This window comes from Duganella sp. Leaf61 (assembly GCF_001421905.1).
GTDB classification, from domain to species: domain Bacteria; phylum Pseudomonadota; class Gammaproteobacteria; order Burkholderiales; family Burkholderiaceae_D; genus Rugamonas; species Rugamonas zoogloeoides.
In genome coordinates this window covers 117168-130395 of sequence record NZ_LMLM01000030.1, presented here as the reverse complement: position 1 = coordinate 130395, position 13228 = coordinate 117168, and the positions used below count along the sequence as shown (strand labels likewise).

Below are 13228 nucleotides of genomic sequence, written 5' to 3'. Positions count from 1 at the left end.
CCTCACCCCGCGTCGATGGAGCGCCGTGCAGGCGGCGCTTCAACGACGCGATCGATGTCTTTGAGGCCCGGCAAGCGCCGGCGTAGCAGCCGTCGCAGCCTGCCCGTTTGTGCCTCGAATGGCAGGTGAAACAGATAGGCCAATGCCAGTACCACGGCCAGCATGGCGGCATACACCGCCAGGCTGGTGGGTTCTCCCGGCGCCAGCAGCGCGCCATTGCGGTACGCCCACAACATGCGCTGCAACGGGATATGCACCACGTACAGGGTGAACGAGAAGCCGGCCAGGAAGGCTCCGGTCTGCGCCACCGCCGCCGCCGGACGGCCACGTCCCACGCTGCACAGGCATACGACCAGCAGCAACGCCAGCAACAGGTCCGGGTCCAGGGTGGACAAGGTGAAGTCGCCATCCTGCCCCCCTAGGCGCAGCAGCGCGGCAACCACCAGCAGCGCGCCGCGCCACAGCCAGCGCTGTACTACCGAGAAATCAAAACGCAGGCGCGATGCCGCCACCCCCAGCAGCCACACCAGGAAATAGCCGGTGATCGCCGCGCCCAGCAGCGTTGCCACCGCAAACGCCAGCGCCGCGCACGCGAGCCGCAGCCAGGCGGCGCCGGCGCGCGCTGCGATCACCAGCAGTGGAAACAGCACGTAATACCAGGTTTCGTTGGCCAGGCTCCAGAGCGGAAAGTTCTCGCCGAAAGGCGGCACGACCAGCGTCTGCAAGCCGACCAGGTTGCCCAGCAGCGTGGAAAACGACCACGCTGTGCGGGCGTCTGCTCCGGCGATATCGGCGGTAGTGCCAGCAACATTGACTGGCAGCGTGCGGGCGTTGGTAGCCGCATCGTCCGTGGCAGCCGTGCCGGCGCCGGCATGGGTAACAGCGGCGGTACCTGCGGCAGGCGTGACAACAACGGTATCGGCGGCCGGGTTGGCATCGGACCACGGCAGTGCGCCGGCCCAGGCCAGTGCCAGCATCAGCATAAAAGCTGGTAGCAGCACGGTCCACAGCCGCGTGGCGCGATCGAGCGCATAGTCGCGCAGCGCCCGTGCCGGCGGCACATCGTGGCTGCGGTCGAGGAACACACCGCCCACCAGCCAGCCGCTGAGCACAAAGAACACCAGCACCGCCTGGTGCGCGAAGCCGGTCATGAACGCCAGTCCCTGGTACCACAAGGGCGGATCCGTCATGGTGCTCAGACCGGGAAACACCTGGGCGCGCAAGTGGGCCGCCGCCACCTGCAAGGCCGCCAGGCCGCGCAGCCAGTCGATCAGCACCGACTGCCCGCCGTGCGTGGCCAGCCGGCTGCTGCGCAGTACACGCAACAGCGGTCGCTTGCGGCGCGCGCCGAACAGGAGCGTGGCGACCGTGCACAGCAAAATCTGCAAGTCGGTGGCGAAGCTGCGGCGCTGCACGTAGCGCGCATAGTACTTGAGTTTTACGGGCAGCACCTGGTGCAGGTAGGCGTGTTCGGGGTCAACGGCCTGGCGCAGGATGTCGCCCTCGTTACGGAAGCGCAGTGCGGCCCAGTCGGTAATGCCCGGCGCGACTGACAGCACGACCGCGCGCACGGCTGGCGGATAGTGGACCACGTAGCGCGGCACTTCGGGGCGCGGACCGACCAGGCTCATGTCGCCGCGCAGCACATTGACCAGCTGCGGCAGTTCGTCGAGCTTGTGGCGCCGCAGCCAGCGCCCGGCCCTGGTGGCGCGCCGGTCGTCGGTCACCGACAGCTGGCCGTCGCGTTCCGCGCCAGCGGCCATGGTGCGGAACTTGAGGATATCGAATGGCGCACCGTGTCGCCCCACGCGGCGCTGGCGAAACAGCACTGGTCCCGGCGAGTCGCAGCGTATCCATGCCGCCAGCAGTAACAGCAATGGCGAGAGCAGCAACAGGCCGGCCAGCGCGGCGGCGATATCGAACAAACGTTTGGCTAACATAGCAACTCCGTCAGGGTGGCGATTACGCGCGCCTGGCCGGCATCGGCCATGGCGGTGTAGAGGGGGAGCGTCAACTGCGCGTGGTAGCTGGCTTCGGCATGGGGGAATTGTTCGGGACGCAACTGGTAGCGGTCGCGCCAGTACGGCTGGCGGTGCAGCGGGATGTAGTGGACGCTGGTGCCGATGCCGTGTTCCGACAACTGCTCGATCAGGCGGTCGCGCGCCAGTGGCGCCTTGGCCGTCAGGCGCACCGGGTACAGGTGCCAGGCGTGCTGGCTGCCGGCCGGCGCATCGGGCGGCAGTATCAACGGTAGGTCGGCGAGGCATTCGGTATAGCGGCGCGCCAGTTGCTGGCGGCGCGCCAGAAAGCCGTCGATCTTGCGCAGCTGCGCACGACCGATGGCGGCGGCAATATCGGTAAGGTTGTATTTGAAGCCGGGCGCGATCACCTGGTAAAACCAGGCCGGCCGGCGTGAAGTGAAACGGTCGAAGGCGTCTTCGCTGATGCCGTGCAGGCGCATCACCCGCACCCGGCGCGCGATGTCCGCGTTGCGGCACACCACCATGCCGCCCTCGCCGGTGGTCATGGTCTTGTTGGCGTAAAAGCTGAATACGGTGGCATCGCTGTCCAGCGTTCCCACCAGGCGCCCGCGCAGGGTGGTGGGAAAAGCGTGAGCCGCGTCCTCGATCACGCGCAGCCCGTGGTGGTGGCGTGCCAACTCCACGATGGCGTCGATGTCGCAGGCCAGGCCGCCGTAATGGACCGGGACCACGGCGCGCGTGTTCGGTGTAATGGCGGCGGCGATGGCTTCGGGCTGCAAGCACAGCGTGTGCGGATCGACATCGACGATCACCGCGTCGGCGCCCAGGTAGCGCACCACTTCGGCGGTGGCGGTGAAGGTCATGGTGGGCACGATCACTTCGTCGCCGGGACCGATGCCGAGCGCTTCGAGCGCCAGGTGCAGGCCGGCAGTGGCGGAGTTGACGGCGATGGCGTGCACGTCGCCGCCCAGGTAGGCAGCGAATTCCTGTTCGAACTGGCGGCTCACCGGTCCACTGGTGATCCAGCCCGATTGCAGGCACTCGAGCACGGCGGCGGCTTCTTCGTGGCCCAGGTCGGGTAGGGCGAAGGGGAGGAAGTCATCTGGGGGAGTAGTCATCGTGGTCTCCTTTGGTACGGATGCTGACTGCGGATTGCCGGCTGCGGTGCGCACTGCCGTGACGGAGTGATCGGCGGGCGGCCAGGGGCCGGCAGGCTATTGCGTGCTATGGCGGCTGGTGCGTGGTATCGCGTGTTGCTGCATGCCGGTGCCAGGACTGGGCTGACCGGTTCGACAGCAGGCATCGAGGTAGTGCTGCGCCAGCAACCGGTAGTCGAGGTGGCGGCGGGCGTAGGTGGCGCCGCGCTGGCCCAGTTCCTGGCGTTGCGCTGGCGGCAGGCTGGCCATGTGGCTGATGGCGGCGGCCAGCGCGTCCGGGTCTTCGGGGACGATGCTCAGGCCGCAGCCGGCATCGGCCACCGTGTCGTTGGCTGCGTCCACCGCGTGGATCACGGGGCGCGCCGCCATCAGGTAGTCGCCCAGCTTGTTGGGCGAGATGCCGTAGCGGTACAAGGGCTGGCGCCGCCAGCCCAGGTAGGCGATGTCGAAACTGCCCAGCAGCGCCGGCATGCAGGGCTTGGGCAGCGGCGTGAGGAAGTGCACATGGTGCAGGCCGTCCACGTCCACGCGCCGTTGCAGTTCCTGCTTGTGCGGACCGGCGCCGGCCAATACAAAAGCCAGCGGCTGGCCGCGCAGCAGGCTGGCGGCGTCGAGCAGGGTGTCGAGCGCGTTGGCGGCGCCATGGCTGCCCGCGTAGCCGATCAGCATGCGGCCCTGGGCGCGCAGGCGCGCGAGCAGCGTTGCCACCGGCCCGGGCAGTGGCGTCAACGTCGCTTCCCACTCGGCCGGCACCACGCCGTTGGGCACGACGTGCAGCTTGTGCGGCGCCATGCCGTGCGCCGCCATGTGGCCGCCCGCGTGGGGCAGGATCGAGATCACGGTGTCGGCATGGCGGCAGGCATAGTCTTCGGCCGACTGCATCATCCGGATGAACGGATGGCGCGGCGACATGCCACCGAGTTCGATCGGTGACAGCGGCCACAGGTCGTGCACCTCGAATACCAGCCGGGCGCCGGCTGCCTGGGCGATACGGCGCGCGGGCCAGATATCGGCCGGGTACGTGCTCGATGCGATCACCAGGTCGGGCCGCTCGGCCGCCAGCCGCTTCGACTGCTGGTACAGGCGCGCGATGAAGGCGCCGATATTGGCCGCACGCCGTGCGCCGTTGCTGTCGTAGGCTGGTACGGCCAGCCAGCGGTAATCGATGCCATCGATTTGCTGGTCCAGCACCGCGCGGCCATCCATCTGCGGTGCCCGCGCGCGCAGGTGCGAGGCGCTGGCCGCCACGATGCGCACCCGGTGGCCGGCGCGCACCCATTCGCGCGCCAGGTAATAGGGGCGGTATTCCATGCCGTGGTGGGTCGAGCCGGCATAGTGGTTGATCAGCAGGATGTTCATGAGCGCTCCTCGGTTACCAGAGCCACGCGTCGAGCGCGCGTACCAGGTTCTTGTGGCTGTTGGCGGCCCAGCCGGCGTGCCATTGCGACGGGTGCGTGAGCAGGCAGATGCGCCGGTGCTTGCCCAACGCCACCTGCGGCGCCACCGGGTGGAAGTAGCGCGGCGCCGGCTTGTCGCTGATATACAAATCAAAGCTGGACAGCAGCTCGGCGTCGTAGCATTCGGCGTCGATGCCGCAGCGGGTACGCAGCTCGCTGTCATCGAGCACCGCGCAATTGGTGATGCCAAGGCGCCGGTTGGCAAAGTCGCCGTGGCTGGCCACCGTGTGCAGCTTGCGGCCCAGCGTGGCCTCGATGCGCTGGAAGTTCGCTTCGAATTCGGCGCGGATCTGGTCCAGCCGCGCGCGCACTTCACCCGGCAGCTTCAGGTGGGTGCGCTTGGCGTAGGTGGCCAGTTCCTCGTAGTGGTAGCTGGCCTCGCTGCCATAGTCCTCGATCGCGTGCATCAGGCCGAAGTCCAGCGTGGACAGGCGGAAGTAGTAGCTGGCGCGCACGCCGTGGCGCTGCTCGATCTCGAACATGCGGCGCGCGGTGGCCAGGTCGGTGTCGATGTCGTGGCGGTGGACCAGCACCGGCGGAGGCGGCTGGCGATACGCGGCGCCGTTGCCATGGCCCGGGCTGCGCAGCGTGTGCAGCCAGCCGCGCACCGAGGTCTGGCGGTAACCGTGGTCGCGCGCCTGCGCCAGCAGGGCGTCGTAGTGCGGCAGCCGGCTTGGCATCAGGTAGTCGGCGTACAGCCGGTTCAGGATGGTTTTCATTGCAGCGTGTAGCGCACACGGTACGGCGTGAAGCCGAGCATGGTCTTGAACTGGCGCAGGCCCGGTTGCGCGCCGAAGAAGGTGTCGTACATCAGGTAGTCGGGGCCAGTGCCGGTGCGCGCTTCGGCCAGCAGCAGGCTGACGATGTCGGCGATCATCAGGTGCATCACGCCGTCGTTGTTGCGGTAGCCGAGCAGCTGGGCGAACGCGGCGAAGTTGCCGAAGCGGCCCATATTGCAGTAGGCGACCAGTTGCTCGCGTTTGTCGAACACGCCGAAATAGCGGTAGTGGCAGAGCGGCTCGTAATGCGCGGCCTTGTCCTGGTAGCGCGCATCCATCGGCCGGCCCTGGCGGCTCGACATGCTGGTGTTGATGGCGTGGATGGCGTCGATGTAATCGTTGCGGTCGATCTGCACCAGCCGGTAGCCGCGCTTGCGTGCCTTGCCCACGTAGCTGGCCGCGCCGCTGCCCGGGTACACGGCGGGTTCGGCCAGCCGCCGCAGGTCGATCAGCGCCACGCCCAGCTGCTTGTGGCCGATCACCTTGTAGCGTGGATGCCGGCGGGTGAACTGGCGGTGGGTATTGCGCACGTCGTCGGGATGGTAGCGGGTGTCGAAGCACAGCGTGGCAACGGGCAGGCGCGCCACTTCGAGCACCAGCCGGCAGCCGCGCGCGAGGGGGGCGAAGTTGAACAGTCGGGGGAGATTGGCGATCATGGTAAACCTCATGCAATGGCGTAGCGGATGCGGTACGGCGCGAAGCCGAGCTTGCGCTTGAATTCGCGCAGGCCGGGCAGGGCGCCGAGATAGGTGTCGTACATCAGGTAGTTGTAGCGGTGTTCGTCGATCAGGCGGCAGGCGATATCGGCCAGCAGCAGGTACATCACGCCGTCGGTCTTGATACCCAGCAGGCGGTCGGTGGCGGCGAAGTCGCCGTAGATGCCGAGGTCGCAGTAGGCCACCAGCTTGCCGTCGCCATCGCGCACGCCGTAGTAGCGGAAGCTGTCCACGGCCACGTAATGGTCGGTGCGGTCGGTGTAAGCGGCGTCCATGGGCCGGCCCTGGCGCATGCGCTGCGAGGTATTGATGCGGTGGATGTCGTCGATGTAGTCGTTGCGGTCGATTTCTGCCACCGTGTACCCGCGCGCGCGGGCCCGTTGCGCCTGGTAGCCGGCGTGGTCTTTCTGCGCCACCGACTGCAGGTAGTCGGCGCCGCTGGCGAACGCGCGCAGGTCGATCAGCGCCACGCCCAGCGACTTGTTGCGCACGATGCGGTAGCGCGGGTGCGGCTTGGTAAAGCTGGCGTAGGTGCGCCGTATCAGGTCGGGATTGAGCGAGGCATCGAAACGCAGCCGGGCGCGCGGCAGGCGGACGATGTCGGCGACTAGTCGCAGCCGCGCCAGCACGGCCGGCCAGAGCCCGGAGGTGTCAGAGGTGGTCATAAAAGTCGATCAGCTTGGTGGACTGGCTGCGCCAGTTGTAACGGGTGCGTACCGCGCGGCGGCCGTTATCGCCCATGCGGCGGGCGATGTCCGGGTGGCCGGCCAGGTAGTCGATGGCGGCGGCGATCGCGGGCGGATCGCACGGATCGACGCACAGCCCGCACGCTCCGCCACCGGCGCTACCGCCTTCCACGATGGCGCGCCAGCGCGGGAAGTCGGACGCGATCACGGGAATGCCGGCGGCCATGTACTCGAACATTTTCACTGGCAGCGCATCGAGGTGGTTGAGCGTGGGATGCAGCGTGACCAGTCCCGCGCGCGAGGCACCCAGCAGTGCGGCCACGTCGCCGCGCGCCAGTTGGCCCAATGCGTCGATGTGGCGCCAGCCGGGGCGGGCGCGCAGTTGTGCGGCCAGCGCAGGTTCGCTGAAAGCGCCGGCCAGTTGCAGCCGTACGGGCGTTTGCAGCAGCTCGCAGGCGTGTACCATTTCGGCAATGCCGCGTATCGCCGACAGCCCGCCTGCGTAGCATACTTGCAGCGGCTTGTCGGCCCAGGCCAGGTCGGCGCCGAACTCCTCGGGCATCGGAAAATTGTTGATGTCCACCGTGGCGCGGTTGATGCGCTCGAACCGTTCGCGGATGAACGGCGTGGCCGTGATCACGCCATCGAGCCGGCGGCAGGCCTGGTGTTCGAAGCGGGCGTAGGTGGCGGCCAGCGCGCGCCGGGTCCAGGTTGGCAGGTAAGGCTTGCCGAGCAACTGGCGCGGCACGTCCTCGTGGGCGTCGAATATCACCTTGCAGCCGTGGCGTTGCAGCAGCAGGCCGGCCGGCAGCAGCTCGGGGTCGTGCAACTGCACCACGTCGGGCGCCAGCGCCAGCGCGCAGCGATACACGCGGGTAGTGGCCGACATCATCCTTTGTAGCCGTCCACGTGCGGCGCCGGCATCGACGATGCGGATGCCATGGCGGTCTTCGTCACCACGGCCGTCGGCCACCACCAGCGTGACCCGGTGGCCGTGATCGGCCAGCGTGCGGCACTGCTTGCCGAAGATGCGGGCGTCGTGGCGCGGATGGGCAGACGTCAGGTGGGCGATATTGAGCATGTCAATCTCCCGCGCGGTACCGCGCATAGGCGCCCAGCGCGGCGCCGATCAGCATGTCGCTGAAAAAATGCGACAGGCACAGCAAGAGCAAGGTGCTGGTCAGCAGGCTCCAGGCCAGCAGGTAGCGGTGGTCGCGGCTGGTGCGTCCGCCCAGCAAATAGCCGTGGATGGCCAGGTGCGTGAGCGGATAGAGCAACAACGCCAGCAGCGCGGCAAACCCCAGCAGCCCCAAATCCACCCACGCCGACAGGATGTTGTGGGCGTAGCGGCCGCTCGGGTAGCTGCCGTAGTCGCCCAGGATAGGGTGGTCGGCGATGGTGCGCAGCGCCTGCTCGGTGAGCGCGTGGCGCGCGCTGGCGGATGTGGAATGCGACAAATCGAGCAGTTCCAGCGTGCGGTTGCCCGGCACGGCTGCCACCAGCGCATCGAGATTGAACTGCAACAGCATGATGGCCCCTGCCATCAGCATCAGCATGGCCAGGCGCGAACGTGCTGCGTGCAGCTCGAACAGGGGGATCAGGAACAGCAGCGCGCCGAACTCGCTGCGCGCGGTGTTGATGTACAGCGTAGGCAGGCCCAGCGCGTACAGCGCCCAACGCAGCGAGGTATGCCGGGTGCAGGCCAGCAGTACCACCATGGGCAGCAGGTAGGAGCGTGAGAAACCCTGGTACGTGGCCACGCTTTCGGGATCGCGCGCGGCGCCCAGCGCGGCGAGGTAAAAAGCGCCATCGACCGCGTACGCGAACACCACCGCCGACATCGCCAGCAGGCTGGCCAGCAAGGTCAGCTGGAAGCGCTTCGATTCGAAGTCCAGCGTCTTGAAGATCACGAACAGCAGGAACATGTACAGCAGCCCCAGGGTGTGGTGGCTGGTGGCGCCGCCACCGGCCAGGCCCATGTGCAGCACGATGATGGTTGCATAGTAGGCCAGGAACGCCAGCCACGCGGCATCCACCCGGTGCACGCGCCAGCCGCAGGCGCGCATGCGCAGCAGGTATGACAGCAGCAGCGGCGTGCACATCAGCAGCGAGATCCAGGCGAAGTAGCCGCCCAGGTAGGCGCGGATCAGGCCGAGGCCAAGCAGGGTCTGGTAGGCAAAAAAGCCGGGGAACAGCAGCCAGAACGCCAGTTCGGCCCAGGCCGGACCGAGCAGGCCAAGCGGCCCGGCGCGGCGCCCGGCCGCGTACACCTGCGTCAGCGGCGGGGCGGGGAAGGCGATGGCGTCAGCCGGCAGCATGGAGCCTCCGGCCCGGCGGGCGGTCGAGCGCGTAGCGGTACGACAGGTGCAAATACACCAGGTATAACAGCGAATAGCCGATGCTGTAAGCCAGCACATTGTGCGCCAGCGACAGCGGCGCCGCAAACGCGGCGACGGTGGTGGCAAACAGCGCCACCTGCCACAGCAGCTCGATCTTTTGCCGGCCTGCCACAGAGAACACGTAGCTGAGCGGGCCGGCAACGAAATTGAGGAAAAACAGCGGCGCCATGATCTGCGCCAGCTCACCGGCGCCGCGCCAGTCGGCGCCAAACACGAAGGAAAATAGGGCGGGCGACGCCACCCACAGCACCGAGGCAGGCACCGCGCCCAGCGCCAGCAGCACGCGCAGCGCATGGCGGTAGGCGGGGCGGCAGTCGCCATGCTCCTGGTACTGGCGCACCGACTCGCGCTTGAATACTTCCAGCACCGACGCCGCCAGCAGCGAAATCGGCGCAGCCAGCACGCGCTGCGTGAGCGCAAACAGCCCCGCTGCCATCACGCCGTGACGCGCGCCGATGATCAAGAGCGGCAACTGGCCGACCGCCGCGTTGAGCAGGCTCGATGGCAGAGTAAAACGCCAGAAAGCGCGGTGGTGGCGCAGGTAGCGACGTTGCGGGGTGGTGGGCAGCAGTGCAGCCCAGCCTTGGCGATGCAGCCGGCGCAGGTAAACCTGCAAGCGCGCTGCTTTCAATCCGGCACCCCGTAATGGCAAATGCAGTAGCCGCCGTGCGGCCAGCAGACCTGCAGCCAGGCCCACCAATTGACCGGCCAGCAGGGCATCCCCGCCAGTGTCGGTCAACCGCATGGTCAACCAGGGCAGGGATGCCAGCATGACCAGTAATCCCAACTGGGCGCCAGCCACGCCGCCAGCCGCCACGATCCGCGCCTTGGCCGCTGCCGCAAAGCCGTTATGCGAGGCGGCGTAGGCCAGCGAGGTCTGCATGGCGGCCGTCAGCCATGCCGCCAGGCCGAGGGTGAGCACGCCCGGCCATGACATGGCGACCAGGTCCAGCAGCCGCGCCGCCACCAGCGCCACCGTCAGCACCACCGCCAGCCAGGTGGACGACCATGCCACCACGCCAAAGCAGAGCCGCTGGCGGATGCGGCCCGGATCGACCACCATGGCGAACTCCATGCGCAAGGTGGCCGCCACGGCGGCAATCGCCACTACGCCCAGCCACACGCTGAACGCGCCCAGTTCGCCCGGGGTGCACAGCCGCGTGATCAGGGGCGCGGCCACGATGGGCAGCGCCTGCGCGGCCAGCGATCCGCCCAGTACCGTGAGCAGGTGCTTCCAGAAAGTGGGCAGGGCGGCCATGGCGTTGTCAAACCTCAGGCGTCCAGGGCGGCCAGTACGGTGGCCGCCACGCGCGCCACGTCGGACTGGGTCAGGTGTGGCCCCATCGGCAGGCTCAGTACCCGCTGCGCCAGCAGTTCGGCCACCGGGCAGGCAGCGTCGTCGTAACGCAGGTAGGCCGGTTGCTGGTGGATTGCCTGCGGATAGTGCACCACGCTGGGGATGCCGGCGGCCGTGAGCGCGGCCTGCGCCGGCTCGCGGCGGGGCGGCACGATGGTGTACTGGGCCCAGGCGCTGGCCTCACTGCCGCCCAGCGTCTCCACCCGGCTGCCGAAGCAGCGGTCGTAGGCGGCGGCTACGCGGCGGCGCGCGGCGATTTCGTCGTCAAACGTGGGCAGTTTGGCCAGCACCACCGCGCATTGCAGGGTATCCATCCGGCCACCCACGCCCACGCGGGTGTGGTGATAGCGCTCGGCCTGGCCGTGGATGCGGATCTCGCGCATCGCTCGCGCCAGTTCATCGTCGCTGGTGAAGATGGCGCCGCCATCGCCGTAGCAACCCAAAGGTTTGCTGGGGAAGAAGCTGGTGCAGCCGATGGTGGACAGGTTGCCGCTGCGCTGACTACGATAACTGGCGCCGAAGCTTTGCGCCGCATCCTCGATCACGGCCAGGCCGTGGCGGCGGGCGATGCCGTTGATGGCGTCCATGTCGGCCGGCTGGCCGTACAGCGAGACGGGCATGATGGCGCGGGTGCGCGCACCGATACGGCGGACGATGCGGGCCGGATCGAGATTGCCGGTGGCGCGTTCGACATCGACAAACACGGGCCGCGCGCCAGCGAGCACGATAGCCTCGGCCGTGGCGATGAACGAGAACGGCGTGGTGATCACCTCGTCGCCGGGTTGGATGCCGAGCGCCATCAGGGAAATGAGCAGCGCCTCGGTGCCCGACGACACGGTCACGCAATGGCGCGCGCCGCAGTACTGCGCCAGCGCCGCCTCCAGTTGCGCCACCTCGGGACCCATGATGTACTGGCCGTGGTCGAGCACGCGCTGGATGCCGGCGTTGATGTCATTGCGCAGTAATTCATACTGCTGTTTCAGGCCCGTGAATTCCATTTATTTCTCCCGAATTAGTCGGCTGGTTGAAGGGTGCAGACGCGGCCCGTCACCGAGTACACGTCACCGGTATGCGGACAGCACGCCCGGCCGTCGGCGCCGCGCGGCAAGTCCAGGCGTTCGCCGTGGCGGCTGATCCAGCCGATCTGGCGCGCCGGCACGCCGGCCATCAGCGCGAAATCGGGCACGTCGCGGGTGACCACGGCGCCGGCGCCGATCATCGCGTACGCGCCGACGGTCACACCGCAGACCACGGTGGCGTTGGCGCCGATCGATGCGCCCCGGCGCACCAGCGTGCGGCGGTACTCGTGCTTGCGCACCACGGCCGCGCGCGGGTTGTGCACATTGGTAAACACCATGCTGGGGCCGCAGAACACGTCGTCTTCGAGCACCACCGCGTCGTACACCGAGACGTTGTTCTGGATCTTGACGTTGTGGCCGATGACGACATCGCTGGCGATGAAGACGTTCTGGCCCAGCGAGCAGTGGTTGCCGATGCGCGCGCCGCCGCACACGTGACTGAAGTGCCAGACCCGGGTGCCTTCGCCCAGGATGGCGCCGGTATCGACAATCGCGCTGGCGTGCACAAGGTTATCCATTGAGAAACTCCTAGTAGTCGAGCGGCAGCGCCACGCGGCGGCCATCGCGCGCCGAGCGATACGCGGCGATCAGCACTTCGAGCGATTTGAGGCCTTCGCGGCCGTCGGTTTCCGGTTCCGCTTCGCCGCGCAGCACGGCAATCACGTTGTCGTAATAAAGCGGGTGGCCAAAGCCGTACACCGACGCCGTTGCGTAGCTGGCCTGCTTCACCTTTGCGTCGTCCGCGTCGGGCACGGCGAAGTCCCACTGCTGCACCTCGTTGACGGCCACGCCGCCGATGCGCGCGGTGCCGGTTTCGCCCAGCACGGTGATGCTGCCTTCGAGGTTGTGCGGGTAGGCCAGCATGGTGACGTTCATGGAGCCGAGTGCGCCGTTGCGCCAGCGCAGACTGATCACGCCCGTGTCTTCCACCTCGATATCGCGCGCCAGCGTGGCGGTGTACGCTTGCAGGCTTTCGACCGGGCCGATGATCCAGTCGAGCAAATCGACATAGTGGCTGGCCTGGTTCATGAAGGCGCCGCCGTCGAACTCCCAGGTGCCGCGCCATGGCGCGCTGTTGTAGTAGCTTTGCGGGCGGGTCCAGAACACATTGAGGTTGACCATGTAGATACGGCCGAAGCGCTTGTTGTCCACCGCGCGCTTGAGCAGTTGCAGCGTGGCGTTGCGGCGGTTCTGCTTGACCACGAACATGCGCACGCCGGCCGCGTCGCAGGCGCCCACCATGCGCTTGGCGTCTTCCCAGCGCGTGGCCATCGGCTTTTCGGTGATCACGTGGCGGCCGGCGCGCGCTACCCGCACCGCCTGGTCAGGGTGCAGGCCGGACGGTGTGGTGATGATGCAGGCGTCGATGTCGCTGCGCGCGAGCATGTGGTCGAGGTTGTCGAACGGGGCGGCGCCGGTGTCGGCGGCGGCGCGGTCGAGCGCAGTGGCATCGACATCGCACACGGCCACCAGTTCGCAGCGGTCGGCATGCTGGGCCAGCGCGCCGAAATGGTTGCGGGCGATGCGGCCGCAACCGACCAGCGCGAAGCGCAGCTTGCGGTCGGTGACGGCAGGGCAGAATTGACGCATGGGCTACTCCTTGCAGTGGGTGCAGA

Annotated in this window: 12 protein-coding genes; all 12 read right to left on the bottom strand. The window is 67.8% G+C overall.

Translation table 11 applies throughout. From position 1 onward, the window contains the following. Positions 1-2: 2 nt before the first annotated feature. The 12 genes from ASF04_RS28335 to ASF04_RS20795 all read right to left on the bottom strand — a co-directional run bounded on the left by ASF04_RS28335 (position 3) and on the right by ASF04_RS20795 (position 13202). Positions 3-1940, bottom strand: a complete 1938-nt coding sequence (locus tag ASF04_RS28335; protein WP_162241463.1) for a sugar transferase — start codon at positions 1938-1940, stop codon at positions 3-5. Next, entirely contained in the window at positions 1934-3100 is a 1167-nt protein-coding gene (locus tag ASF04_RS20845) for a DegT/DnrJ/EryC1/StrS aminotransferase family protein (protein ID WP_056146223.1), read from the bottom strand. The genes ASF04_RS28335 and ASF04_RS20845 overlap by 7 nt, the downstream gene beginning before the upstream one ends. A 96-nt stretch (positions 3101-3196) precedes the next feature. Next, complete coding sequence (locus ASF04_RS20840; protein WP_056146221.1) at positions 3197-4498, bottom strand: glycosyltransferase family 4 protein; 1302 nt, start codon at positions 4496-4498, stop codon at positions 3197-3199. A gap of 13 nt (positions 4499-4511) precedes the next feature. Beyond that, entirely contained in the window at positions 4512-5315 is an 804-nt protein-coding gene (locus ASF04_RS20835) for a hypothetical protein (protein ID WP_056146218.1), read from the bottom strand. After that, positions 5312-6031, bottom strand: coding sequence for a hypothetical protein (locus tag ASF04_RS20830; protein ID WP_056146216.1), 720 nt, complete (start codon positions 6029-6031; stop codon positions 5312-5314). The genes ASF04_RS20835 and ASF04_RS20830 overlap by 4 nt, the downstream gene beginning before the upstream one ends. 8 nt (positions 6032-6039) lie before the next feature. Beyond that, the gene (locus ASF04_RS20825) at positions 6040-6756 is read right to left on the bottom strand and encodes a hypothetical protein (protein ID WP_056146213.1); all 717 of its coding nucleotides are present in this window, start codon (positions 6754-6756) and stop codon (positions 6040-6042) included. Then, complete coding sequence (locus tag ASF04_RS20820) at positions 6743-7858, bottom strand: glycosyltransferase family 4 protein (protein WP_056146210.1); 1116 nt, start codon at positions 7856-7858, stop codon at positions 6743-6745. The genes ASF04_RS20825 and ASF04_RS20820 overlap by 14 nt, the downstream gene beginning before the upstream one ends. Before the next feature lies 1 nt (position 7859). Then, a complete protein-coding gene (locus ASF04_RS20815) occupies positions 7860-9095 on the bottom strand; it encodes a hypothetical protein (RefSeq protein ID WP_056146208.1) in 1236 nt (411 codons plus the stop codon). Beyond that, positions 9082-10434 carry an oligosaccharide flippase family protein gene (locus ASF04_RS20810; protein ID WP_056146205.1) on the bottom strand — a complete coding sequence of 451 codons (1353 nt, stop codon included), beginning with the start codon at positions 10432-10434 and terminating at the stop codon, positions 9082-9084. The genes ASF04_RS20815 and ASF04_RS20810 overlap by 14 nt, the downstream gene beginning before the upstream one ends. 14 nt (positions 10435-10448) lie before the next feature. Beyond that, positions 10449-11531, bottom strand: a complete 1083-nt coding sequence (locus tag ASF04_RS20805) for a DegT/DnrJ/EryC1/StrS aminotransferase family protein (RefSeq protein ID WP_056146203.1) — start codon at positions 11529-11531, stop codon at positions 10449-10451. A gap of 14 nt (positions 11532-11545) precedes the next feature. Further along, entirely contained in the window at positions 11546-12130 is a 585-nt protein-coding gene (locus ASF04_RS20800; RefSeq protein WP_056146200.1) for an acyltransferase, read from the bottom strand. A 10-nt stretch (positions 12131-12140) separates the two neighbouring features. Continuing rightward, positions 12141-13202: a Gfo/Idh/MocA family protein gene (locus tag ASF04_RS20795; RefSeq protein ID WP_056146197.1), complete on the bottom strand. Its 1062-nt coding sequence runs from the start codon at positions 13200-13202 to the stop codon at positions 12141-12143. Positions 13203-13228: the final 26 nt, after the last annotated feature.

Excerpts from the sequence above, each read along its gene's own strand:
- ASF04_RS28335 (WP_162241463.1), bottom strand. The coding sequence starts at position 1,940 with ATGTTAGCCAAACGTTTGTTCGATATCGCCGCCGCGCTGGCCGGCCTG.
- ASF04_RS20845 (WP_056146223.1), bottom strand. The coding sequence starts at position 3,100 with ATGACTACTCCCCCAGATGACTTCCTCCCCTTCGCCCTACCCGACCTG.
- ASF04_RS20840 (WP_056146221.1), bottom strand. The coding sequence starts at position 4,498 with ATGAACATCCTGCTGATCAACCACTATGCCGGCTCGACCCACCACGGC.
- ASF04_RS20835 (WP_056146218.1), bottom strand. The coding sequence starts at position 5,315 with ATGAAAACCATCCTGAACCGGCTGTACGCCGACTACCTGATGCCAAGC.
- ASF04_RS20830 (WP_056146216.1), bottom strand. The coding sequence starts at position 6,031 with ATGATCGCCAATCTCCCCCGACTGTTCAACTTCGCCCCCCTCGCGCGC.
- ASF04_RS20825 (WP_056146213.1), bottom strand. The coding sequence starts at position 6,756 with ATGACCACCTCTGACACCTCCGGGCTCTGGCCGGCCGTGCTGGCGCGG.
- ASF04_RS20820 (WP_056146210.1), bottom strand. The coding sequence starts at position 7,858 with ATGCTCAATATCGCCCACCTGACGTCTGCCCATCCGCGCCACGACGCC.
- ASF04_RS20815 (WP_056146208.1), bottom strand. The coding sequence starts at position 9,095 with ATGCTGCCGGCTGACGCCATCGCCTTCCCCGCCCCGCCGCTGACGCAG.
- ASF04_RS20810 (WP_056146205.1), bottom strand. The coding sequence starts at position 10,434 with ATGGCCGCCCTGCCCACTTTCTGGAAGCACCTGCTCACGGTACTGGGC.
- ASF04_RS20805 (WP_056146203.1), bottom strand. The coding sequence starts at position 11,531 with ATGGAATTCACGGGCCTGAAACAGCAGTATGAATTACTGCGCAATGAC.
- ASF04_RS20800 (WP_056146200.1), bottom strand. The coding sequence starts at position 12,130 with ATGGATAACCTTGTGCACGCCAGCGCGATTGTCGATACCGGCGCCATC.
- ASF04_RS20795 (WP_056146197.1), bottom strand. The coding sequence starts at position 13,202 with ATGCGTCAATTCTGCCCTGCCGTCACCGACCGCAAGCTGCGCTTCGCG.